This window comes from Alkalicoccus luteus (assembly GCF_052061695.1).
Taxonomy (GTDB): domain Bacteria; phylum Bacillota; class Bacilli; order Bacillales; family Salisediminibacteriaceae; genus Alkalicoccus; species Alkalicoccus luteus.
The window spans coordinates 1-21931 of the sequence record NZ_JBPZEY010000005.1 but is presented as its reverse complement, the minus strand read 5'-3'; the positions used below and the strand labels follow the sequence as shown (position 1 = coordinate 21931).

Sequence of the window (21931 nt, the reverse complement as noted above, 5' to 3'; positions counted from 1 at the left end):
CACGTCATGTGAGGTGGAGGAGCAGCTGCGATCAGTACTGAATCCGAGTCCGGCAGGGCAGGGACGATTCAGGAAAGGCAATGCTGCCGAAGCGAATGGACAGCCGGTTCATTCAGCTGGGGCTTTATTGAACAGATAAAGCACTGTCACAGGGAACTGTGGAGAGCTGCCTGACGGAGGAATCAACTGTGATACAACGAGCAGGGGCTTCCCCTGCTCTTTTTGTATGGATAAAAGGGAGGATGACGAACGTGGAACATGGAATTTTATCACTGCTGCCGCCGGTGCTCGCACTCGTACTTGTACTGATTACAAAGCGTGTGCTGCTGTCACTCGGAGCAGGGATTATTGTCGGTGCGCTGATGGTGCATCAGACAGAGGATATGTTTGTAAATGCGGCCATTGCCGATATAGCAGGAACCGTCACGTCGATTTTCTGGACAGCTGACGGGGTGAATACGTGGGAATTTTATATTATTCTGTTTCTCTTTCTGCTGGGGATGATCGCAGCTCTTATCACGATCACCGGAGGTGGCCGTGCATTTGGGGAGTGGGCGCTTGCGCGTGTGAAAACCCGGGCAGGAGCACAGTTCACTGCTGGCTTCCTTGGCATCATCATCTTTATTGATGATTATTTCAACAGCTTAACGGTCGGGAACGTCAGCAGACCGTTGACGGACAGGCATCGTATTTCCCGGGCGAAGCTTGCTTACGTCGTCGATTCGACAGCAGCGCCGATGTGCGTTATATCACCGGTTTCCAGCTGGGGTGCGTACATCATCACGATTATCGGGGGGATTCTGGCCACTCATGGCGTAGCCCAGTATGGATCGCTGCAGGCATTTCTGATGATTGCACCGATGAATTTCTATGCGGTATTTGCGATCATTGCCGTATTTGCCGTCGCCTACTGGAAGCTGGATATTGGACCGATGCGTAAACATGAACACCGGGCAATCGAAACAGGTGAACTGGTAGACCGTTCCCGCGGGGCTATACCCGGCGAAAACGAAGAGACTGTTCCGCAAACGGATGGGAAGGTTGCCGATCTAGTTATCCCCATTTTAATTCTTATCGGAGCAACCGTTCTGTTTATGGTCATCACCGGCATTCAAGGAACGGAAGGGGAAGCCAGCATCCTGGCTGTGTTTGAAAACACAGACGTCGCTGCTGCACTGCTGTACGGCGGGTTAATCAGCTTTGCATCTGCGCTCATCCTCGCTTTCTTCCGCCGTATCCGTGTTTCTCAGATCGGACTCGGACTTTGGAGCGGGGTAAAGTCGATGCTTCCGGCTGTATATATTCTCGTGTTTGCATGGACGATTATTGAAGTCATTGATGCGCTCGGAACAGGGGAGTACCTGGCATCACAGGTGGATACCTTTATTCCAGCGGCGCTGCTTCCAGTTCTGCTGTTTGTACTTGCAGGATTTATGGCATTCAGCACAGGAACTTCCTGGGGCACATTCGCCATCATGCTGCCGATTGCCGGAGATATCGCTGCGGCTGTTGATATTACGCTCATGCTGCCAGTGCTGGCGGCTGTTCTGGCCGGATCCATTTTTGGAGATCACTGCTCGCCGATTTCGGATACGACCATTCTGTCCTCAGCAGGTGCAGGGAGTCATCACATCGATCACGTGCTCACGCAGCTGCCGTATGCGCTTCTAATCGGTGTCACGGCATCCGCCTCATTCCTCGTGCTCGGCCTTACGGGCAGCACGCTGCTTGGGCTCGCTGCCGGAGCCGGGATGCTGGCGCTGCTGCTGTTCGGCATTCGTATCTACACGAAGCGGTTAGATGATCGTTCTGCCGCAATATCATAAAACCGAAACCCTCAACGAGTGTTTTTCCGTGTTCCTGCGGAAAGACACTCGTTTTTTCATGAAGGTTGGCTCGTTACGATACAGTCCTCGTATAACGGTGTTTATACGCGCTTGTATACATTATGAGAAAAAAATAATTAATTTTCCATGAGGATACTGCAAAACGTGTAGAAACCCGTCGAAAACGTTGATATACTAACGATAATTTCAATTTTCTACATAAAAGAAATATTCAGAAAAGTCTTTGACAATTTTCCATTATATAATTATAATGAAATAGCAAAGAAGCCTTTTTTGATTAATTATGGAAATCGATAAGGAGGGAAGTATCAGGGGGAGATCATACGAATAGCGTACCATGGTTCGATAAATAGAGAGGGAGGGATTTCATCGTGGTTACCAATCAACGAGAACAATTTGCAACGAAACTTGGCTTTATCCTTGCGGCAGTTGGGTCCGCCGTCGGACTCGGAAATATCTGGCGCTTTTCCTATGTCGCCGGCGAAAGCGGGGGTGCCGCTTTTCTGCTCATTTATGTGCTGTGTATCTTCCTGATCGGGCTGCCGGTCCTGCTTGCGGAATTTTCCGTCGGACGCCGCGGACAGTCTGATGTAGTCGGATCCTACAACAATATTGCACCAGGGAAACCTTGGGTCATCGGTGGTATCCTAGGGGTGCTGACGTCCTTTTTAATCTTGTCCTTTTACGGCGTTATTGCCGGCTGGGTTGTTTACTACTTCTTCGCCTATCTGACTGGACAGGCAACTGGAGTAGGGGAAGGCAACTACGCTGACTTCTTCGTGACCTTTATCGGCGGAGCTGCAGCACCGGTTGTCTGGCAGGTCATCTTCATGGCCCTTGTACTCGGAATTGTCTTCTTCGGCGTTAAGAAGGGGATTGAGCTGTCGAATAAAATCTTCATGCCGCTCCTTGCCATCATCCTTATTTTCTTAGCTGTTTACAGTCTGACCCTTGACGGCGCAGGCGAAGGTCTTGCCTTCCTGTTCACACCGGACTGGTCCGCGTTTGCAGAGCCTGGGGTATGGTCCTCTGCTGTTGGACAAGCATTCTTTACGCTCTCACTCGGTATGGGTGCAATGATCACCTACAGCAGCTATCTGTCTCGTGAAGCGAATTTGACGACGGCAGCGGGTAGTGTTGTGACGCTTGATACGCTGTTTGCGATCGTCGCAGGTATCGTGATTTTCCCTGCGGTATTCACGTTTGCAAACGTAGAGCCGGACGATGGCCCTGGTCTGATCTTTATCGTACTTCCGGAAGTATTCAACCAGATGGGCGGAGCAGGTACGATCTTTGGGATTTTCTTCTTCTTCCTGGTCGCAATCGCTGCGCTGTCTTCTGCGATTTCCCTGCTGGAAGTAAGCGTATCGTATGTGATGCGCCAGCTGAACTGGAACCGTCGTAAAGCAACGCTTCTTGCAGGTATTGCGGTTACCGTATTCGGTATCCCGTCAGCACTCAGCCAGGGCGGACCGCTCACGTTCGAATTCTTCGGACTGCCATTCCTTGATCTGATCGATACGATCACGGACCAGTATACGCTTCCTCTAGCTGGAATGATCGTAGCGCTGTTCGTCGGATGGGGCTGGAACCAGGTTGATGCACTGAAGGAAACTGGTCTGACGAACTCGCCATTCGGCGTTCTCTGGCTCTGGATGCTTCGAATCGTTGCCCCAATCGGAATCGCCTGGATCTTGTTCCAGAATATTTTCGGAGCCTAAAAAAAGCCTGGACTAAATCAGCATATTTCAAAAGAGCGGCCCTTCTTCAGGGGCTGCTCTTTTCAGGCTGTTGACAAAGTCTATCAGCTATCCTGATTATTCGTCTGGTTGTATTCCTCTTTGCTTACCTAGCCTGCCTCGGGCTTCTCTTCGGTTCTTTCTCAGGGTGACCGCTGTACACGCTCTTAAAAGAGCAGCAGTTCCAGCAGCTTTGTACGTTTAAAGAGGTTTCAGGTGGGAAAGGCTTATTTTGACCAAGAACGTTATCTTCTATGAACGGATGGATCAGCTGCCGGAGGATGGTGCAGGAAAAAGGAACGAGTTCTCAAATAAATCACACTCCTCGCCTTGGAGAAGAATGCATTATTATGGTAAAGTAATAATGAATCTAATGAAGGGGCGTGAGCTTCTATGGCCAAGCAGGAGGAGTATCTGCGTAAGCCCGAGTGGTTGAAGATAAAGCTGAATACGAACGAGTCGTATAAAGGATTAAAGAAATTGATGAGAGAGAAGCGCCTGCATACAGTGTGTGAAGAGGCGAAGTGTCCGAACATTCACGAATGCTGGGCAGAGCGTAAAACCGCAACGTTTATGATTTTAGGGGATGTGTGCACGAGAGCATGCCGCTTCTGTGCAGTAAAAACAGGTCTGCCGAATGAGCTTGACTGGGATGAGCCGCAGCGAGTAGCAGAGTCTGTTCAGGTCATGGGACTCAAGCACGTCGTCATTACAGCTGTAGCGCGCGACGATCTTCGTGACGGCGGGGCAGCAGTGTTTGCGGAAACCGTGCGGCAGGTGCGTGCGATGAACCCGAATACGAGCATTGAAGTGCTTCCTTCTGATATGGGCGGTAAAGAAGAGAACGTCAAAACGCTGATTGATGCGAAGCCGGAAATTTTCAATCACAACATTGAAACGGTCCGCAGTCTGACGCCGCGCGTGCGTGCTCGAGCTACGTATGACCGAACGCTCGGTGTGTTAAAGAAAGCAAAGGAGCTCAATCCGGCGATTCCAACGAAATCCAGTCTTATGATTGGTCTCGGTGAAACGAAAGAAGAAATTATCGAAGTGATGGACGATCTGCGCGCAGCAGATGTGGATATTATGACGATCGGCCAATATTTGCAGCCGACAAAGTCTCACTTAAAAATCAAAAAATACTGGACTCCGGAAGAATTTGCAGAACTGAAAGAAATCGCACTTTCCAAAGGATTCAAGCACTGTGAAGCAGGACCTCTCGTTCGCTCTTCCTACCATGCAGATGAGCAGGTAAATGCAGCACAGGCTAATGCTTAATCACTGGTGCCCAGGCAGCAGAAAGGCAGGTGAAGCCGTTGATTACCATGTCAGGCAATACGTATGAAATCGTAGAAGACGTACGGGACGGTTGGGATGAAGAAGCTTTTAAAAACCGCTACAGCGATATTTTAAACAAATACGATTATATTGTAGGGGACTGGGGCTACGAGCAGCTTCGACTAAAAGGTTTCTTTGAGGAACAGCATCGTAAATCGTCACCTGATACGAAAATCAGCTTTTTACAGGAGTACATTTATGAATACTGTAATTTCGGCTGCGCCTACTTTGTGCTGAAAAAAACGAGCGCTAAGCAGCAGGAAAGCCGGGAGAATAAGCAGGAAGCAGAGCAAGCATAAAACAAGCACGTCCGGATCAGCTGATCCGGACGTGCTTGTTCGTTTATTCCGTTTCCTGAAGGTGAGGCTTACGGTTAAGACGGTGATGGGCTTTAATAAAGCGCACCGTCCCCGTCTTTGCCCGCATAACGATCGTATCGGTTTCAACGAGATCCTGTCCCAGAAAGCGTACTCCTTCCAGCAGTTCCCCGCTTGATACACCTGTTGCGGCAAAGATGGCGTCTTCTCCCTTTACGAGGTCGTCCAGTCCCAGCAGGCAGCGGGGATCCGCAAGACCCATGCTCACGCAGCGTTCAAATTCGTCGTCATTGTGCGGAACAAGCCGTGCCTGCATGTCTCCGCCTAACGCTTTGATCGCCGCAGCAGAAATCACGCCCTCCGGTGCGCCGCCGGTTCCAACAAATAAATCGATACCTGTCCTAGGCATAACGGTGGCGATCGAGGCTCCCACATCGCCGTCTCCAAACAGCTTTACCCGAGCTCCTTTTTCCTGTACGCGCCGGACAAGGTCGGCATGGCGCTCCCGCTCCTGAATAATTACGGTGACGTCACGAACCCGTTTATCGTTCATTTTCGCAACGATGTCAATCGTCTTCTCAATCGGATCGTCCAATCTGACCAGGCCTGCTGCTTCCGGACCGACGACGAGTTTTTCCATATACATATCCGGTGCATGAAGCAGCGTACCGCGGTCTCCGACAGCAATCACGGCCATAGCGTTCGGATGTCCTTTTGCCACGATATTCGTCCCCTCAAGCGGATCGACGGCAATGTCAACCTCAGGCCCGTTTCCGGTGCCGAGCTTTTCGCCAATATACAGCATCGGTGCTTCGTCCAGTTCGCCTTCCCCAATCACGACGGTTCCATTCATGTTGACGGAATCAAACATATCTCTCATCGCTGTCGTTGCTGCGTCATCTGCTTCGTTTTTCAGTCCTCTTCCCATCCATTGAGCCGATGCAAGTGCCGCTGCTTCAGTAACTCGTACGACTTCCAGTGCCAGTTCCCTGTCCATTCTCATTCCTCCAAATCATTCATGAAAACATGTATAATAGAATCGTTATGTAAATCCTTATTTATAGTATCAAACAATACATACAATTAAAACGATAATCAGCCAATAAATGATGAATATTTCGATTTAGCGCTTTCAATGTAACATACTAATTAGGAGGTCAACGTTATGTATTTTGTCGATCGCAAGCTAATAGAAGAACGGCTTCAGTACATGGAAGAACTAACCGATTACCTTTACAGCGACTCGAGAGCGGACACCATCGAAGGGAAGCTTGCATTTGAGCGGGCGGCTCATATGATAGTGGAAACGATGATGGATGTGGGCAATCAAATGATTGACGGCTTTATTATGCGCGATCCGGGCAGCTTCGAAGACATTGTGGCGATCCTGCTGGATGAGAAAGTGGTGAATCAAGAAGAAGCAGACAGCATCGAAAAGCTGCTGCCGCTCCGGAAGCAGCTGCTGCAGGAATATACAAGAACAAATCTGGACGAGCTGACGAAAAAGGCAGATGCCGGTAAACGGGCGGTTGAATCGTTTCCCGGTCGTGTCCGGACGTATTTGACGAACGAGCTGGGTCCGGTTTCCGCCTTCCTGCCTGAGGAAGAGGATCGCTCATGAGGCAGTTTGACGGATACCTGCTCGACCTCGACGGGACCATGTATCGGGGCACAGAGCGTATTGATGCAGGAAAACAACTGGTAGACAGACTTGTTAACGCCAGGATTCCTTATTTGTTTGTCACAAACAATTCCTCCAAAACACCGGAACAAATTGCAGAAAAGCTGCAGGAAATGGAGATTCAGGCAAAAGCTTCCCAGGTAATGACATCAGCAGAAGCATGTGCTTCTTATTTAAAGCGAAAACACGGAGCTCTGAACGTCTATGCGATCGGAGAACACGGTCTGCTCTCCGCACTAGATGCTGCAGGACACAGCAGGGTATCGGAACGCGCCGATGCTGTCGTTATGGGAATCGATCGACAGATAACCTATGAAAAGTTGGCTGCAGCCTGTTTAGAGGTTCGAGGCGGAGCGATGTTTGTTTCAACAAACGCAGATAAAGCTGTGCCGACAGAGCGCGGGATGCTTCCGGGTAACGGGTCACTGACCTCTGTCGTTCACGTGTCGACAGGTGTGGAGCCGACGTTTATCGGGAAACCGGAAGCGATTATTATGGAAGAGGCTATGAAGCGTCTCGGTACGCCTCCTGCCGCGACAGTCATGGTCGGGGATAACTACGAGACGGATATCATGGCGGGGATACGTGCCGGGATTGCGACACTGCTCGTATTTTCGGGTTTCACCCGTCCTGAAGATCGGGCATGGCAGAAGCAGCGTCCTGATTTTACCGTAACAACGCTTGATGAATGGAGTGTGGAAACGAAATGACAAAGCCGTATGTGTACGTGACGAGAAAGCTGCCGGATGAACACCTGCAGGAGCTTCGAAAGCATGCCAGGGTGGAATGCTGGGAAAAAGCTGACGAACCGGTGCCACGCGATGTTCTGCTGGAGAAAGCCGCTTCAGCAGACGCATTGCTGACGATGCTGAGTGACCGTGTGGATAAAGAGCTGCTGGAGAACGCGCCCCGCTTAAAAGCAGCAGCTAATCTTGCGGTCGGGTTTGATAATATTGACGTTGAGGCATGCAGCAAACGAGGGGTTGCTGTCTGCAATACCCCGGATGTCTTAACGGAAGCGACAGCCGATCTGGGCTTTGCGCTGCTGATGGCTTCGGCGCGCAGGGTTACAGAAGCAGAGCGCTACATCAAAGACGATAAATGGACTCAGTGGGGCCCGTATATGTTTGCAGGAGCGGATGTATACGGAGCGACGCTCGGTATTATTGGAATGGGGCGTATCGGGGAAGCCGTCGCAGCCAGAGCATCAGGCTTTCGCATGAAGGTAGGCTACCACACACGCTCACGTAAACAACAGGCGGAGCAGGAGCTCGGCGTCGTGTACCGGGAGAAAGAGGACCTACTGCGAAACAGCGATTTTGTTGTACTGACAGCACCGCTGACACCGGAAACGAAACATATGATCAGCCGTGAAGAGCTTGCCATAATGAAGCCGACAGCCCATCTGATCAACATCGGCAGAGGTCCGCTCGTTGATGAAGAGGCCCTGTTTGACGCGCTCCAGCATCACGAGCTGGCAGGTGCGGGGCTGGATGTATTTGAAGACGAACCGATTCGCTCCTCACATCCGCTGCTGACACTGCCTCAGGTCACCGCTCTGCCGCATATCGGGAGTGCTACGACCAGCACGAGAAACGAGATGATTCGACTGGCCGCCCGAAATATTGCAGGCGTTTTGAATGGCGCCGGAGCTGTCACACAGGTTAATGAGCCGGAGAGTCCCTGACAACCAATGAAAAAACGCTGCCTGAACCGGCAGCGTTTTTCTATGCGGTATGTGATTTAGAATACCTGTTCAAGCTCAGTAAAGCCAGGCACTTCTTCAAGAAGGGCACGCTCAATACCAGCTTTCAGTGTGATTGTTGAACTTGGGCATGAACCGCAGGCGCCCATAAGACGTACTTTAACCACACCTTCTTCAATATCTACGAGCTCTACGTCACCGCCATCACGGAGAAGGAACGGACGCAGTTTATCGAGTACTTCCTGAACTTGTGACTCCATTGTATCTGTTGTCATAACATACACTCCTTTCCTTTGTTCCCATTATAGTATTAGTCGGTTTAAAAATCTATGTATGAGGCTTAAAATCTTTCCGGCTCGTTTTAGAAAATGGTAAAATGAAGGCAGGAAAGGGAGTGGGAAGGCATGAAATTAACTGTGTATGGCGCTGAACAAAAGTGTGCCAGCTGTATCCACCTGCCTAGCGCGAAAGAAACGATGGAATGGCTTGAGGCCGCTGTGTCGAGAAAGTATCCGGACCGGGAGATACATTTTCGTTACGTGGATATAGAAGCACCGGAATCCGATGAAGAAAAATCGTATGCTGAACGGATTTTGGACGACGAATTTTTCTATCCGCTCGTCGTATTAAACGGAGAAGTCATTGCAGAAGGTGATCCGAGGCTGCCGCAGGTGTACCAATCAATCGAACAAGCACAGCCCGAATAAAAGAAGGCAAAAACGCACCGGCATGGAGCCGGTGCGTTTTTGGTCAATAGACTGCTTCATGCTGCTGGCAGGCTTGTGCCTGTTATAGAGCTTACGTATCAGGAGCCTGAATGGTGTTTATACATCCAAAGGACACCTGATTTCAGTACGCGGGGCACCCGGCCGATCAGCTGACGTTCGCCCATGAGGCCGAAGCCGTGCTTTTTTCCGAGCGAGCCGAGGACGCCTTTAAGCTTCATCTTCGGCATCGTTTCCGGATAAGGCTGACCGTTCCACTTGTGGCGGAGCAGAACAGCAATCTGATCTCCCTGTGCTTCGGCGAGCTGTGCGCTCGGTGCATGATCAGAGGCAGCGCAGTCTCCAACCATGAAGACGTTATCAAATCCGGGGATCGTATGATACTTTGTCACTTGAACACGTCCGATCCGGTCTGTCTCCAGATGATGGCGCTCTGAAATATCACGTACAAGCTTATTCGGCTGAATACCGGCAGTCCAGATGATGGCATCGAGTTCTTCCGGCTCTCCGTGGTTATACAGCGTTTTCCAGTCTACCTCTGTGATGTTGGCTCGATTGATAATCGTGATGTTGTTATCAATAAACCAGTCTGTTACGTAATTGTACAGCTTGGGAGGAAACATGGATAAAATGTTCTCGCCGCGGTCATAAAGACGAATGTCAAGATCGGTCCGGCTCTCGCGCAGTTCACTTGCCGTTTCCACACCGCTTAATCCGCCGCCCACAATAGCGACTCTTCCGCCATGCGGTACATTTTGAATGATCTGATTTGTTTTGCGCGCGCGGCGCATGCTTTGAATACTGAGTGTTTTTTCCTGGGCTCCGGGAACACCGTGATGCTTATCTTCGCATCCGAGCCCGATGAGGAGGTCATCGTAGGAGAGGACATTACCGGATTTGAGCTCTACCTGCTGCGCCTCAATATCAATTGAGGTGACAGTTTCACAAATATGCTCTACACGGTCGTCGTCCGGAAAAGGAATTCGCAGGTGTCTGTCTGCCACTGTACCTGCTGCCAGTGCATAAAACTCGGTCTTCAAACTATGATACGCTTCCCGCTCGACCAGAGTTATTTTAACATCGTTCACTTCTTTATCGGCTAATAATCTCTGGATGACGCGAAGCCCTCCGTAGCCACCACCTAATACAACAAGATGATGCACGGGATCACCCCTTTCCATCGTGCAAAAGGAGAAAAAACGGCTGCACATCGCTTCTCTCTTCTGAACTTAGTTAATTATTTTCAACACCAGTTTCAATATACCAGTTTTTAAGGGGAACTACAATAAATAGTGAAAGCGTTTAACCTGCCAATCCTGCAGTGATAAAACGTGATTGTTGACAAATGACAGGGCAGGGACGTAGCATATACAAAGATACAACAGCTGTGAGGTGAGAAAGAATGAAACCAATCATAGAATTTTGCGTCAGCAACCTCGCCAGCGGGACCCAGCAAGTAATGGAGGAGCTCGAAAAAGACCCGGATCTCGATGTGATCGAATATGGATGTCTCAGCTACTGCGGGATGTGCGCACGTAACCGCTATGCACTTGTGAACGGCGATATGGTCGTTGGTGATACAAATGATGAACTCCTGCATAATATTTATCAGCACCTCGAAGAAAACCCGATGTTTTAATGAGGGGGGAGAACACTGGTGAAAGTAATTCCGTTCGACCATACGTGGCCATACGAAATTCAAATGGGAGACGTGTACGTGGATGAGTGTCCTTACTGCGGCGCATCGAGCGTGTTAACGCACATGAAACAGTCGACATTGAAACGGGCTCGTGAAGGGGTCAAAACAAGGCTGAATTTGCCTTGCTGCCGCAGCACCATGGTGATTCTGGAGGCTGATGACGACTACTTTTGGGCGGATGAACCGTTGCGAAAAGCATAAAACACGCGGAAAGACCGGCGCTGGAAAGAATCCAGGCCGGTCTTTTTTTAGTACGTTTTAATAACGTTATAGAAGGTATCGCGCTCTACAGGTGTTTTTCCTGCCCCTTTGATCATGTGAACGAGCTCACTGCGTGTCAGGCTCTGAGACGTCAGGGCACCAACGGAGTGAGAAATCCGTTCTTCGATCAGCGTGCCGTGAATGTCGGAGCTGCCGAAGGTGAGGGACATCTGCGTGAGCTGAACCCCAATGTTAATCCAGTACGCTTTAATGTGGTCGAAGTTGTCGAGCATCAGACGGCTGATTGCGACTGTACGCAGATCATCGTAAGCAGACGTGCGTCGTTTCAGACCGGCTGTTGCTTTACGAGGCTGCATGGCCAGCGGAATAAATACCATAAAGCCGTTCGTTTTATCCTGCAGCTGACGCAGCCGGTCCATGTGAATCAAACGTTCTTCTTTCGATTCGATTGAACCGTAAAGCATGGTAGCATGTGTCTTCATTCCGAGATCATGGGCAATTTCGTGCGCCTCCAGCCATTGATCTGTAGAAGCCTTGTCCGGGCTCATCTTTGCACGGTAGTTCTCTGTAAGAATTTCAGCGCCGCCGCCTGGAAGGGTATCAAGACCGGCTTCCTGCAGCTGTTCAAGAACCTGGCGCATCGTCTGGTTGGAGTGACGCGCAAAGAACTCAATCTCTGCACCGGTGTAGGCTTTGATCGTGACGTTCGGGTAATGCTTTTTCAGTGTACGAACGGTGTTCAGATAATAATCGAACGGAACGTCGGTGTTGTGGCCTCCGACAATATGAAATTCCTGAATATTATCATTCCAGCGCTTCTGCACGTAGTCCAGCAGTTCTTCCTCATGCATTGTATAAGCGCCTTCTTCACCCGGCTTACGCTTGAAGCCGCAGAACGCACAGCTTGCTTCACAGACGTTGGTCGGATTAATATACAAATTCTCGATAAAGTAAACGTTGTTTCCGTTAATTCGGTCATTCACCATATTTGCCATCTGGGCAACGCCGAGAAGATCCGGCGTTTCATACAGCTTCAACCCGTCCTCGATCGTCAAACGTTCTCCGCGCTCTATCTTTTCCCGTATCTCATGCAGCTGATCATCCACTATGATGGTACTCATTATCTCAATCCCCTGCCTTTAGTAAAGTAACACGTACATGCGCTTCGCAGTACGAAACTTCCTTTATTCTATCACCTTCTGTTGCGGGTTGCCAAACAGAACCGTTGAACGGCACATTTGCGGGTGAGGGGGGACGGCTGATATACTAAAGACACAAACCAGCTTTTAGAAGGAGGAATCCGCATGATTACCATTACGGAAGCGGCAACTGCTCAAATCAAAACGATGATGGAGCAGAACGATGAAGCTAACTACATGCGTGTCGGCGTTCAAGGCGGAGGATGCACAGGTCTGTCCTACGGAATGGGTTTTGAATCCGATGTTCATGATGATGACCAGACACTTGAAGTAAATGATATTAAGCTTGTTGTAGATAATGAAAGTGCACCAATGCTCGATGGTGTCACGATCGATTATAAAACGAACATGATGGGCGGCGGATTTACGCTCGACAATCCGAATGCCATTGCCAACTGCGGCTGCGGTGCATCATTCCGTACAGCAACGAACGCCGGAACGCCGGAAAATTGCTAATAGATCAATAAAGAAGCGGTCCTGTTAAAGGGGCCGCTCTTTTTAGACAGGTAACGTCACGTTTCGATCCTGCATGGAAAAGCTCCTGGAAAGGAAAACAAGCGCTCTCTTCTTGAAAGAAGGGAGCGCTTGTTAATTAAAAGAGGCTCGTGCTGTGGCCCGCGGTTGCTTTTGCTTTCGGATCGATCAGAACCTTCGCTTTGTTTACGGCAGTTGGAGCTTCACCGAAGCCGGTCGCGATCAGTTTCGCCTTGCCGTCATACGTGACAATATCACCGACACCGTAGATGCCTTCAATGTTTGTCTCTGTGTTGGAATCGACGACAATTGAATTCTTCTCAATATTGAGCCCCCACGTTTTGATTGGACCGAGGTTTGAAACGAATCCGTAGTTGACGATGAGCGAATCAATATCGACCTGCTCCGTAACTTCGCCATCCTTGTGTTTAAGCGTAACGCTTTTGATCTTGCCGTCTTCTACATGCAGCTCTTCTACGCTGAACGGTGTCTTGATGTTGATTTTCTCGGAATCTTCCATCTGGCTGACGCTGTGCTCGTGCGCCCGGAATTTATCGCGCCGATGGACAATCGTGACCTCCTCAGCGATATCTTCAAGCATCAGCGTCCAGTCAACGGCTGAATCTCCGCCGCCTGCAAGAACAACGCGGTCACCTGCAAATTGGTTGATGTCGTTCACAAAGTAGTGCAGGTTGGCGTCCTCAAACTGTTCAGCACCTTCAATTTTCAGACGGCGCGGCTGAAATGCACCGACGCCTGCGGCAATCACGACTGTTTTCGTGTAATGCTCATCTTTATCCGTACGAAGCGTAAAAACACCTTCTGCGTCCTTTTCAACGTCCTGAACAGACTGATCCAGTATGACTTCAGGGTCAAACTGCATCGCTTGATCGGTCAAGTTGTCGACCAGCTCCTGGGCCCGCACCTTCGGATACCCGGCAACATCATAAATGTATTTCTCCGGATAAAGTGCGGAAAGCTGTCCTCCGAGCTGAGGCATAGCTTCAATGATTTTCACCTTCATTTGACGAAGTCCTGCGTAAAATGCCGTATATAATCCGACGGGCCCGCCGCCGATTATCGTAATATCGTATACTTCCCGTTCGTGTGACACGTTCATCAGCACCTCCGTGTTATTGATTGTACGAACCTATTATAGACGCTATGCGGAGGAAAGAAAAGGCGCCTGCCTGTAAAACAGCGCTTTTCTTGTACGAACGACCCGAAAACGTTAGAATAGACACTATAGATGAAATAGTTCAGACAATGTTCAAAAAGTAGTTGAAATGCAGCTTTAAACGTCCTATGATTGTAGAGGGTTTTACCTTAACATGGATGAATCACGTGCAGCTCATCTTCAACTGCGTTTCTTTTTGCCATAGTACGTGAATAAAATCACATTCTATTGATCTTCTTCTCTTACTTGCAGAGCGGGAGATGAAGCTGAAAATTATTCGACTGGAGTGAGTGGAATGAAGAATAAGCCGAAAATAGTCATTCTCGGTGCCGGTTACGGCGGTATGATCGTAGCAGCCCGCCTGCAGAAGTCAACGGTCGTCAAAGATGCGGAAGTTACTCTTGTGAACAAGCACAACTACCATTATCAGACGACGTGGCTGCATGAGCCGGCAGCAGGAACGATGCATCATGACCAGACGCGCATGAAGATCGATGACGTTATTGATACGAAAAAAATTAACTTCATTAAAGACTCTGTAGTAGAGATCAAGCGCGACGAGAAAAAAGTAGTGCTGAAGGACTCTGTGATCGATTACGATTATCTGGTACTCGGCCTCGGATCGATTCCGGAAACGTTTGGTATCCCAGGTGTTCAGGAGCATGCCTTTTCTATCCGCAGTGTAAACTCTGTCCGCCTCATCAAAGAGCATATCGACTATCAGTTTGCCAGCTACAATAAGCAGGATGAGAAATTCGATGAGACGCTGACGTTTGTCGTAGCAGGTGCAGGCTTTACAGGAATTGAGTTCGTTGGGGAAATGACCGACCGCATTCCTGAGCTGTGCGAAGAATATGATATTCCGCGTGAGAAGGTCCGCCTGATCTCAGTAGAAGCAGCACCGACTGCACTCCCGGGCTTTGACGAAGAGCTGGTAGAGTATGCGATGAACGTGCTGGAGTCCCGCGGTGTAGAATTCATGATTAATACACCAATTAAGGAAGTTCGTGAAAACAGCGTTGTGTTAAACGATGATTCTGAAATTAAAACGAATACGATCGTATGGACAACGGGTGTGCGCGGCAATCCGGTTGTCGACAAGTCCGGGTTTGACGCGATGCGCGGACGCATTAAAGTAACCGATGATCTGCGCAGCCCGGAAAATGACGATATTTTCGTAATCGGCGACTGTGCACTTATTATTAATGAAGAAACAGAGCGTCCGTATCCTCCGACAGCTCAGATTGCGATTCAGCAGGCATATACGACTGCCAACAATCTGAAAGCACTCGTCGAAGGCAAAAAAGAGCTTGAAACGTTCAAGCCTGATATTAAAGGAACTGTTGCTTCCCTTGGCGGCAAAGAAGCAATCGGCGTTGTCGGTAAACGCAAGATTTACGGCAACTCAGCTTCTGTTGTCAAAAAGATGATCGACAACCGCTATTTGTTCCTTCTCGGCGGCATGCCGCTCGTCATTAAAAAAGGAAAGCTGAAAATGTTTTAAAATACGTTTCTATTAAAGAGGCTGTCCGTCTGACGGACAGCCTCTTTTTAGAGTGTCGGCAGATCAATATCTTTACATCTGCCTGTATGTGCAGATGCTCGCTTTCCTCCTGCTGTCTGCTGGAACTTCGCAAGATGCTCCGATTTGGCAGAGGCATAGAGTTAAAATTCCCCTGGGCAAAAAAGAAGTGAAAACGTGCGAAAATACTACAATATAGCAGGAAACACGTTATGATGACGCTTACATGAACGCTTTTAAGCGATAAAGAAGTTTTGCCTTTGTCAGATAATCTGATATATTATCAGAAATATCAGATAATTATAAAGGGAGAGATAAAGCATGTATCAGCGTAAGCATACGAAAAGAACACAGTGTCCGTATTGTTCAGGGAAAGGGTATCATCAGCTTTTACTCGGTGGCACGGAAACATGCCCGGCTTGCGGGGGGTCCGGAAGACCTCAATAAATAGCAAGTGATTGACGTTTCGCTTTCTATTCAGTACACTGATTTTGACTGAAAGAAAGGGGAACATCACCGTGCTATCCATTCCACAGCTCATTATTGCTGTTCTGCTCTACTTTGTTTTATTTTTTGGCATCGGCTTTATTTTGAATATGCTGCTCCGCTCCACGTGGGTGATGGCTGTGCTCTACCCGCTCGTCATCATCTTTCTCGTTACGGATATCGGCTTCTTCAGCGTATTCACGTCACCGGTTAACACCTTTTCAAACGTCGGCAGCAGTCTGGCATCTCTTGCGATCTCCGACATCGTCATCCTGTCTGCAGGCATGATCGGAGCTATCTTAGCCGGCATTGCGATTCGTATGCTGCGTGTAAGAGGCTATCAAATGTTTTAGAACGTCGAAAACGGACCAGGCGGAATGCCGGTCCGTTTTTTTGTTCGAGCCCCTTTAAACGGGAAATAACATATAAAATGTAATCGCAATAACGACACCCAGCAGGCCGCCAAAGAATACTTCAATCGGCTGATGCCCGAGAAGCTCTTTTAATTCGTTGCGCTTTTCTTCAGCCTGTTTATCCGGCCAATGCTTCATTTCCTCGCTAAACTTATTAAAATCGGTTACGAGCTGATTCACGACAGTAGCCTGATAGCCGGCATGCCGGCGGATGCCTGTCGCATCAAACATTACGATAATCCCAAAGATCGCTGAGATAGCAAAGTAAGGCGAGTCGAACCCGTATTCAATCGCAAGTGCCGTAGCCAGGGCTGTTACAGCTCCGGAGTGAGAACTCGGCATGCCGCCGGTGCTCGTTAAGAGCTCCCACTCGACTTTTCGTGTCGCAATGTACTGCAGAGGTACTTTAATAAACTGGGCAAACCCGATTGTAAATAATGCAATTAACAGCGGGATATTTGCAAAAAACTCCATCGGTCGGATCGTCCTTTCTCCGTTTCAGCATCGTTGGACTTTGTACAGTTTAGTATACCACAAGGGTCCCGTGCAAAAACGGGGCTTTCTTCTGTTGGATAAAAAACGAAGATTGCGGAACAAATGTTTAAAAAAATGTCAGATCGGGAATTTGGCAATCAAGGCGGCATGTGCCTGAATATTGCGTTGTGGACAGATGTCCCATCGTAAGTCGTTCTGAGCAGGTATTTTGGCTGAAAAAGAGGGCATACCGTTTTTGAGGTGTGGCGTGCCTTGTATTATCCTATTTAATAGGAGTACTGACGGTACTTTTGAGCATGCTCTACATACTATATAGGTACCGTGAGTGAAAAGGAAACAACATCAAACTTGTTTCCTTTCTTCTTTTTAGAAGGATATATAAAGCATGAAAGCGAAATACTATCATGAACAATAGAAGGGGGGATGGGCATTTGAAAAAGGGTATGCAATGGCTCGGGGCTGCACTTATCGCGGTGTGGGGTATCGTGCGGAAGGTCTTGCTCTTTCTGGACTCTGCGCTCCATTCGGTTGAACTGTTCATTTTGAAGTGGTCAATTATCGCAATCTCCGTCCTGACATTCGGAAATGTTATTTTCCGGATGATCACAGGAGACAGCTGGTTTTTTGCGGCTGAGCTCAGCAGATTGTCTGTTATCGTGGCAAGCTTTATCGGGATCAGCTATGCAGCTCGTAAGGGACGGCACATCAGTATGTCAGCGTTTTTCGACCTTTCACCTCGGAAAGTGAAAAAAACACTGGCGATCATTATTCCGTTTGTCACCGCAATTGTCCTGTTTGCTGTCGGCTACTACGCGGTACTGTACACGCACGGTATTTACGTCAGCGGGAGAACGACTGCAGCAATCGGATTTCCTTTCTGGCTGATGGTAGTCGCTATTCCAATCGGGTGCTTCCTCGGAGGAATTCAGTTTTTACGGAATATGTGGATCAATCTCGTTAACAAAGAAATTTATCTTGCTCAGGACAAAAAAGACTATAGTGAACAGTAAAGCCGCATAGAGGCAGAGAGGAACATGCTATGCTTTGGACATTATTAGGGGTCATGGTGCTTCTGCTCCTGCTGGGCTTTCCAATGATGATACCGCTCATTGCAGGACCGCTCATCATCATCCTCTTTTTCATGGATGGGCTTGAGCCGACCATTATGATCCAGCAGATGGTGGAAGGGATATCTTCCTATGTACTGATTGCCGTCCCGCTGTTTATCTTCGCGGCCGACATCATGACGTCGGGGCGCACCTCCCAGAAGCTTCTGGACTTCGTTGGCGCCTTCGTCGGACATCTTCGCGGCGGGTATGCGATTACCACGGCTGCAGCTTGTACAATGTTTGGTTCTATTTCAGGTTCAACGCAGGCTACCGTTGTAGCAATTGGTAAGCCAATGCGTGAACGATTGTTAAAAGTAGGTTATAAGGATTCAAGCGCAATCGCTTTGATTATTAACTCCAGCGACGTCGCACTGCTTATTCCGCCGAGTATCGGAATGATTATCTATGCGCTTGTAGCAGACGCTTCAGTTGGAGACTTGTTTATCGCAGGTATCGGCCCTGGTGTACTTATTTTTATCTTTTTCGCTGTTTACTCTTATATTTACGCGAAGATTCTTAACATACCGCTTGCGCCAAAACTGCCTTGGAAAGATAGAGGGGACGTGACCCTAAAAGCACTTCTGCCTCTTGGGTTTCCGATCATTATTATCGGCGGTATTTATACAGGTCAGTTTACGCCGACTGAGGCCGCCGGAATTTCCGTGCTGTATGCGCTGATTCTGGAAGTATTCATTTTCCGCTCGATTAAATTAACAGAAATACCGAATATTGCATTGTCATCGGGAATCGTAACAGCAGCCGTTTTCGTGCTCGTTGCAGGAGGCCAGGCGTTCTCGTGGGTCATCTCGTTTGCCCGTATTCCGGGGATGCTGACAGACGCCGTTCTGCCGGCGGATCCGACTGCACTCAACGTGCTGATTATCGTTGCAATCTTTTTCTTTATCGGGTGTATGTTTGTCGATCCGATCGTCGTCATTCTCATTTTGACACCAATTTTTGCGCCAATAGCAACAGCTGCAGGAGTCGATCCGATTCATCTCGGTGTCGTCATCGTTTTCCAGGCAGCACTGGGTTCGGCAACGCCGCCGTTCGGGGTGGATATCTTCACCGCCAGTGCGGTGTTCAACAAGTCCTATTTGGACGTTATCAGGGGGACGCCGCCTTACATTATCATGCTGCTGATTATTTCGGTGCTCGTTATACTGTTTGAAGATATTTCTCTCTTCCTGCTGAATATCTTTTAATCAGCAGGAAGAGCAGGAAGTATTTTTAAAATATTAATTACATTTTATTTGGGGGTATTACTTTATGATGAAAAAGACTGGACTGATTACAGGTGCTCTGTCGCTTAGTCTCGTGCTTGCTGCCTGCGGCGGCAATGACGAAGGTAATGGAAACGAAGGCAATGACGGCGCAGACAATAATGCCGGCGGAAACGAAGAAGCAGCAGATGGGGAAGCAGTTGACGTTGAGCCACAGCAGTGGCGTTTTGTTGTAGAAGAAACACAAGGACAAGTGCAGTACGTCTATGCAGAAGAATTTGCAGAACTTGTCAGTGAAAAATCAGATGGCGCGCTGGAAATTGACGTGTATGAATTTGGTGCACTCGGAAGTGAGGTCGATCAGGTTGAACAGCTGACAGACGGTATCGTTGAATTTGCGATTATCTCTCCAGGCTTTACTGGAACACTTGTACCGGAAGGAAATATTTTCGCTCTGCAATTTCTCTTTACCGACGACCAGGAAGTGAATCAGGACATCCTGAACGAATCAGAAGCGATCAATGATCACCTTGCAGCCCGTTACGAAGAGCAGGGTATTATGCCGCTGTCGTTCTGGACGGAGGGTGCGATGCAGTGGACGGGTAATTCAGAGCTGCGTACACCGGATGATTTCCAGGGCTTCCAGATGCGCACGCAGGAATCCCCACTCATTCTGGAATCTTACCGCGCGTACGGAGCAAGCCCGACTGCAATGAGCTGGGGTGAATTGTATACAGGTCTCCAGCAGGGAGCAGTAGATGGACAGGAGAACCCGATCTTCTTTATCGCGGATGCAAACTTTAACGAGGTTCAGGACCATATGACGATATCCAACCACAACATGTACGTCACGATGACTACGGTAAACCCGGATTTCTACAACGGTCTGGATGATGCTACTCGCGGGGTTATTGATGAAGCAGTAGAAGAAATGCGTCAGCGCGGCTTTGATATTCAGGAAGAGCAGAACGAAGAGTTCCTTGCTCAGATCGAAGACGATGAAGAGAACCCGACGGAAATTTACGAACTCTCTGAAGATGAGCGTGATGCATTCCGTGAACTCGCGATCCCGGTTCGTGACATCTATCGAGATGAAGAAGGCGGCGAAGAAGGGGAAATGATCCTCGACATGCTTGAAGAAGAGATCGCTGAAATGTCCGGCGAAGATCCGACGGAAACGGACGGCGATAATGAAGCAGACAACGCAGATGCGGAAGATAACGAAGACGAATAACAAAAAAAACTCGCAGTCCCTCAACGGACTGCGAGTTTTTTTTCAATTAAGCTGCTTTCCGCAGAGCGGGTCTCGAAGAATGATGAGGCTTCAGCTTCACGGCAAGCGCCGCTGTGAAAAAGACAAGAATGAAATCCTTTATAAAGAAAGGAGTCATCCCGGCAGCAACCGCCCAAAATGCAAGATCCGGAACGCCAAGAATAATGGTGGAGTGCAGGTAAACGTATGGTACTCCAATGCCGTAGTTTGCTGCGAGCCCGGCTAAGCCTGCCGTGAAGTAGACTGCCTTCGTGCTAGAAGCCGAACGTTCTGAGATCATTCCTGTTACAAAGGCGATAACCGGGAAGGATAAGATAAAGCCGAACGTAGGAGAGGCGAGCGCAGCCATGCCGCTCGAGAAGCCGGCGAACACCGGTGCGCCTGCTGCACCAAGCAGGATGTAACCGAGCATGGCGAATGTTCCAAGCCTTTTGCCCAGAATGAGACCGGCAAGGACAGCCACAACGGTTTGAAATGTGAGCGGGACAGCTCCGATTGTTACGACAGCTGCCATATTGGCTCCAATTGCTATCAGCGCAATGAACATAGCAGCAAAAGTGATCGCTCGTGCTTTTGAATAATGTTTCAATGTAAACACTCCTTCATTTCGATTTGTTAACCAGTTTAACTATGTAAGGTTAACAAAATCGTAAAATGAAAGCACAGTTTTGTCAATTCTTTCTTTATTTCTAATTTATAAAGATGTAAAGCGGACCTCGCTGGCGATTATCGAAGCTACTAGAACAAGGAGATTTAAAAAGAGGTGAGGAGCAGTCGAGTAAAGAAATCACGGAGCATCATGAATACAAAGCATTTATCCTCTACTGAAAGGTGTATTGACCGAACGGCAAATTGTTAAGTAAACAGTAGTAATGATAAACACGAATCAGAAGTGAATTTATTTTGAATGGTGATTGACTTTCCTTCAGGCAGCAATTAAAATATGAAAGGCCGTCAACGAGACGCGCTTTTTTCTTTGTAAAAAAGAGATACAAAAAATGAAATAATCTATTGCGAACCATTTATTATCGTGATATATTATTTAATGTCGCTTGAGAGAAGCCGCAGTAAACAAAGCGCTTTTCTTCCAAAAAAGTTATTGACGACGAAACATCATAAATGCTATGATTAAAAAGTCGCCAAAACGAGCGACGCCGAGCAACACGGCCCTTTGAAAACTAAACAAAAGACAAGAAGAAGGAAAGAGAATGAATCATTCTCTGTCAATTTTTGAAATACAGGAATCTTTAGCCAGATTCCGTTCTGACCGACCGGGAAACCGGGAGG

Annotated in this window: 24 protein-coding genes and 1 riboswitch; of the genes, 17 read left to right on the top strand and 7 right to left on the bottom strand. The window is 48.5% G+C overall.

The annotated features are described in order from the left end of the window. Positions 1 to 6: 6 nt before the first annotated feature. A riboswitch (Lysine riboswitch) is annotated at positions 7 to 177 on the top strand. Positions 178 to 251: 74 nt separating this feature from the next. The 4 genes from ACSZLD_RS07930 (at position 252) to ACSZLD_RS07915 (ending at position 5223) form a co-directional block, all read left to right on the top strand. Then, complete coding sequence (locus ACSZLD_RS07930) at positions 252 to 1826, top strand: Na+/H+ antiporter NhaC family protein (protein ID WP_444684840.1); 1575 nt, start codon at positions 252 to 254, stop codon at positions 1824 to 1826. Between the two features lie 389 nt (positions 1827 to 2215). Further along, the gene (locus ACSZLD_RS07925; RefSeq protein WP_444685009.1) at positions 2216 to 3568 is read left to right on the top strand and encodes a sodium-dependent transporter; all 1353 of its coding nucleotides are present in this window, start codon (positions 2216 to 2218) and stop codon (positions 3566 to 3568) included. A gap of 411 nt (positions 3569 to 3979) precedes the next feature. Continuing rightward, positions 3980 to 4864, top strand: a complete 885-nt coding sequence (gene lipA, locus ACSZLD_RS07920) for a lipoyl synthase (protein WP_377909690.1) — start codon at positions 3980 to 3982, stop codon at positions 4862 to 4864. Between the two features lie 47 nt (positions 4865 to 4911). Continuing rightward, on the top strand, positions 4912 to 5223 hold the full coding sequence (locus tag ACSZLD_RS07915; protein ID WP_377909714.1) for a YutD family protein: 312 nt from the start codon (positions 4912 to 4914) through the stop codon (positions 5221 to 5223). A 43-nt stretch (positions 5224 to 5266) separates the two neighbouring features. Here the strand turns inward: ACSZLD_RS07915 and glpX are convergent, their stop codons facing one another. After that, complete coding sequence (glpX, locus tag ACSZLD_RS07910; RefSeq protein WP_377909691.1) at positions 5267 to 6238, bottom strand: class II fructose-bisphosphatase; 972 nt, start codon at positions 6236 to 6238, stop codon at positions 5267 to 5269. Between the two features lie 168 nt (positions 6239 to 6406). On the opposite strand from glpX, the gene ACSZLD_RS07905 reads away from it, so the two are divergent. The 3 genes from ACSZLD_RS07905 to ACSZLD_RS07895 are packed head-to-tail and all read left to right on the top strand — an operon-like array spanning position 6407 to position 8609. Continuing rightward, a complete protein-coding gene (locus ACSZLD_RS07905; protein WP_377909692.1) occupies positions 6407 to 6862 on the top strand; it encodes a DUF86 domain-containing protein in 456 nt (151 codons plus the stop codon). Then, complete coding sequence (nucF, locus tag ACSZLD_RS07900) at positions 6859 to 7632, top strand: 5' nucleotidase NucF (RefSeq protein ID WP_444684839.1); 774 nt, start codon at positions 6859 to 6861, stop codon at positions 7630 to 7632. Before ACSZLD_RS07905 ends, nucF begins: the two co-directional genes overlap by 4 nt. Further along, positions 7629 to 8609: a 2-hydroxyacid dehydrogenase gene (locus ACSZLD_RS07895; protein WP_377909694.1), complete on the top strand. Its 981-nt coding sequence runs from the start codon at positions 7629 to 7631 to the stop codon at positions 8607 to 8609. The genes nucF and ACSZLD_RS07895 overlap by 4 nt, the downstream gene beginning before the upstream one ends. 56 nt (positions 8610 to 8665) lie before the next feature. Here the strand turns inward: ACSZLD_RS07895 and ACSZLD_RS07890 are convergent, their stop codons facing one another. Beyond that, positions 8666 to 8902, bottom strand: coding sequence for a NifU family protein (locus ACSZLD_RS07890; RefSeq protein WP_168007589.1), 237 nt, complete (start codon positions 8900 to 8902; stop codon positions 8666 to 8668). Positions 8903 to 9031: 129 nt separating this feature from the next. On the opposite strand from ACSZLD_RS07890, the gene ACSZLD_RS07885 reads away from it, so the two are divergent. Further along, on the top strand, positions 9032 to 9334 hold the full coding sequence (locus ACSZLD_RS07885) for a YuzD family protein (RefSeq protein ID WP_444684838.1): 303 nt from the start codon (positions 9032 to 9034) through the stop codon (positions 9332 to 9334). Between the two features lie 98 nt (positions 9335 to 9432). Here ACSZLD_RS07885 and ACSZLD_RS07880 read toward each other — a convergent pair whose 3' ends face one another. Continuing rightward, a complete protein-coding gene (locus ACSZLD_RS07880; RefSeq protein WP_377909696.1) occupies positions 9433 to 10515 on the bottom strand; it encodes an NAD(P)/FAD-dependent oxidoreductase in 1083 nt (360 codons plus the stop codon). A 239-nt stretch (positions 10516 to 10754) separates the two neighbouring features. Here ACSZLD_RS07880 and ACSZLD_RS07875 point away from each other — a divergent pair, with 239 nt between their 5' ends. Both ACSZLD_RS07875 and ACSZLD_RS07870 read left to right on the top strand, forming a co-directional pair. Further along, the gene (locus tag ACSZLD_RS07875) at positions 10755 to 10991 is read left to right on the top strand and encodes a YuzB family protein (RefSeq protein ID WP_444684837.1); all 237 of its coding nucleotides are present in this window, start codon (positions 10755 to 10757) and stop codon (positions 10989 to 10991) included. An 18-nt stretch (positions 10992 to 11009) separates the two neighbouring features. Beyond that, positions 11010 to 11252: a hypothetical protein gene (locus ACSZLD_RS07870; RefSeq protein WP_377909697.1), complete on the top strand. Its 243-nt coding sequence runs from the start codon at positions 11010 to 11012 to the stop codon at positions 11250 to 11252. Between the two features lie 47 nt (positions 11253 to 11299). Here ACSZLD_RS07870 and mqnE read toward each other — a convergent pair whose 3' ends face one another. Next, positions 11300 to 12394, bottom strand: a complete 1095-nt coding sequence (mqnE, locus tag ACSZLD_RS07865) for an aminofutalosine synthase MqnE (RefSeq protein WP_377909698.1) — start codon at positions 12392 to 12394, stop codon at positions 11300 to 11302. Between the two features lie 183 nt (positions 12395 to 12577). Here mqnE and ACSZLD_RS07860 point away from each other — a divergent pair, with 183 nt between their 5' ends. Continuing rightward, positions 12578 to 12928: a HesB/IscA family protein gene (locus ACSZLD_RS07860; protein ID WP_377909699.1), complete on the top strand. Its 351-nt coding sequence runs from the start codon at positions 12578 to 12580 to the stop codon at positions 12926 to 12928. Between the two features lie 136 nt (positions 12929 to 13064). On the opposite strand, the gene ACSZLD_RS07855 is transcribed toward ACSZLD_RS07860, so the two are convergent. Continuing rightward, complete coding sequence (locus ACSZLD_RS07855; protein WP_377909715.1) at positions 13065 to 14060, bottom strand: NAD(P)/FAD-dependent oxidoreductase; 996 nt, start codon at positions 14058 to 14060, stop codon at positions 13065 to 13067. Positions 14061 to 14418: 358 nt separating this feature from the next. Between ACSZLD_RS07855 and ACSZLD_RS07850 the strand changes: the two genes are divergently transcribed. The 3 genes from ACSZLD_RS07850 (at position 14419) to ACSZLD_RS07840 (ending at position 16484) form a co-directional block, all read left to right on the top strand. Further along, on the top strand, positions 14419 to 15627 hold the full coding sequence (locus tag ACSZLD_RS07850; RefSeq protein ID WP_377909700.1) for an NAD(P)/FAD-dependent oxidoreductase: 1209 nt from the start codon (positions 14419 to 14421) through the stop codon (positions 15625 to 15627). Between the two features lie 339 nt (positions 15628 to 15966). Continuing rightward, positions 15967 to 16092 (top strand): YuiA family protein, encoded by a 126-nt coding sequence (locus tag ACSZLD_RS07845; RefSeq protein WP_377909701.1) that lies wholly within the window; start codon positions 15967 to 15969, stop codon positions 16090 to 16092. Between the two features lie 71 nt (positions 16093 to 16163). Further along, positions 16164 to 16484, top strand: coding sequence for a YuiB family protein (locus tag ACSZLD_RS07840; RefSeq protein ID WP_377909702.1), 321 nt, complete (start codon positions 16164 to 16166; stop codon positions 16482 to 16484). Positions 16485 to 16538: 54 nt separating this feature from the next. Here ACSZLD_RS07840 and ACSZLD_RS07835 read toward each other — a convergent pair whose 3' ends face one another. Continuing rightward, positions 16539 to 17018: a divergent PAP2 family protein gene (locus tag ACSZLD_RS07835; RefSeq protein WP_377909703.1), complete on the bottom strand. Its 480-nt coding sequence runs from the start codon at positions 17016 to 17018 to the stop codon at positions 16539 to 16541. Positions 17019 to 17470: 452 nt separating this feature from the next. On the opposite strand from ACSZLD_RS07835, the gene ACSZLD_RS07830 reads away from it, so the two are divergent. The 3 genes from ACSZLD_RS07830 (at position 17471) to ACSZLD_RS07820 (ending at position 20605) form a co-directional block, all read left to right on the top strand. After that, positions 17471 to 18049, top strand: coding sequence for a TRAP transporter small permease (locus ACSZLD_RS07830; protein ID WP_444684836.1), 579 nt, complete (start codon positions 17471 to 17473; stop codon positions 18047 to 18049). A 29-nt stretch (positions 18050 to 18078) separates the two neighbouring features. After that, a complete protein-coding gene (locus ACSZLD_RS07825) occupies positions 18079 to 19353 on the top strand; it encodes a TRAP transporter large permease (RefSeq protein WP_444684835.1) in 1275 nt (424 codons plus the stop codon). Positions 19354 to 19417: 64 nt separating this feature from the next. Then, a complete protein-coding gene (locus tag ACSZLD_RS07820) occupies positions 19418 to 20605 on the top strand; it encodes a DctP family TRAP transporter solute-binding subunit (protein ID WP_444684834.1) in 1188 nt (395 codons plus the stop codon). A 46-nt stretch (positions 20606 to 20651) separates the two neighbouring features. Here the strand turns inward: ACSZLD_RS07820 and ACSZLD_RS07815 are convergent, their stop codons facing one another. After that, the gene (locus ACSZLD_RS07815) at positions 20652 to 21233 is read right to left on the bottom strand and encodes a biotin transporter BioY (protein ID WP_444684833.1); all 582 of its coding nucleotides are present in this window, start codon (positions 21231 to 21233) and stop codon (positions 20652 to 20654) included. Positions 21234 to 21931: the final 698 nt, after the last annotated feature.

Excerpts from the sequence above, each read along its gene's own strand:
- ACSZLD_RS07860 (WP_377909699.1), top strand. The coding sequence starts at position 12,578 with ATGATTACCATTACGGAAGCGGCAACTGCTCAAATCAAAACGATGATG.
- ACSZLD_RS07915 (WP_377909714.1), top strand. The coding sequence starts at position 4,912 with ATGTCAGGCAATACGTATGAAATCGTAGAAGACGTACGGGACGGTTGG.
- ACSZLD_RS07845 (WP_377909701.1), top strand. The coding sequence starts at position 15,967 with ATGTATCAGCGTAAGCATACGAAAAGAACACAGTGTCCGTATTGTTCA.
- nucF (WP_444684839.1), top strand. The coding sequence starts at position 6,859 with ATGAGGCAGTTTGACGGATACCTGCTCGACCTCGACGGGACCATGTAT.
- mqnE (WP_377909698.1), bottom strand. The coding sequence starts at position 12,394 with ATGAGTACCATCATAGTGGATGATCAGCTGCATGAGATACGGGAAAAG.
- ACSZLD_RS07850 (WP_377909700.1), top strand. The coding sequence starts at position 14,419 with ATGAAGAATAAGCCGAAAATAGTCATTCTCGGTGCCGGTTACGGCGGT.
- ACSZLD_RS07905 (WP_377909692.1), top strand. The coding sequence starts at position 6,407 with ATGTATTTTGTCGATCGCAAGCTAATAGAAGAACGGCTTCAGTACATG.
- lipA (WP_377909690.1), top strand. The coding sequence starts at position 3,980 with ATGGCCAAGCAGGAGGAGTATCTGCGTAAGCCCGAGTGGTTGAAGATA.
- ACSZLD_RS07820 (WP_444684834.1), top strand. The coding sequence starts at position 19,418 with ATGATGAAAAAGACTGGACTGATTACAGGTGCTCTGTCGCTTAGTCTC.
- ACSZLD_RS07835 (WP_377909703.1), bottom strand. The coding sequence starts at position 17,018 with ATGGAGTTTTTTGCAAATATCCCGCTGTTAATTGCATTATTTACAATC.
- glpX (WP_377909691.1), bottom strand. The coding sequence starts at position 6,238 with ATGGACAGGGAACTGGCACTGGAAGTCGTACGAGTTACTGAAGCAGCG.
- ACSZLD_RS07825 (WP_444684835.1), top strand. The coding sequence starts at position 18,079 with ATGCTTTGGACATTATTAGGGGTCATGGTGCTTCTGCTCCTGCTGGGC.
- ACSZLD_RS07885 (WP_444684838.1), top strand. The coding sequence starts at position 9,032 with ATGAAATTAACTGTGTATGGCGCTGAACAAAAGTGTGCCAGCTGTATC.
- ACSZLD_RS07890 (WP_168007589.1), bottom strand. The coding sequence starts at position 8,902 with ATGACAACAGATACAATGGAGTCACAAGTTCAGGAAGTACTCGATAAA.
- ACSZLD_RS07875 (WP_444684837.1), top strand. The coding sequence starts at position 10,755 with ATGAAACCAATCATAGAATTTTGCGTCAGCAACCTCGCCAGCGGGACC.
- ACSZLD_RS07895 (WP_377909694.1), top strand. The coding sequence starts at position 7,629 with ATGACAAAGCCGTATGTGTACGTGACGAGAAAGCTGCCGGATGAACAC.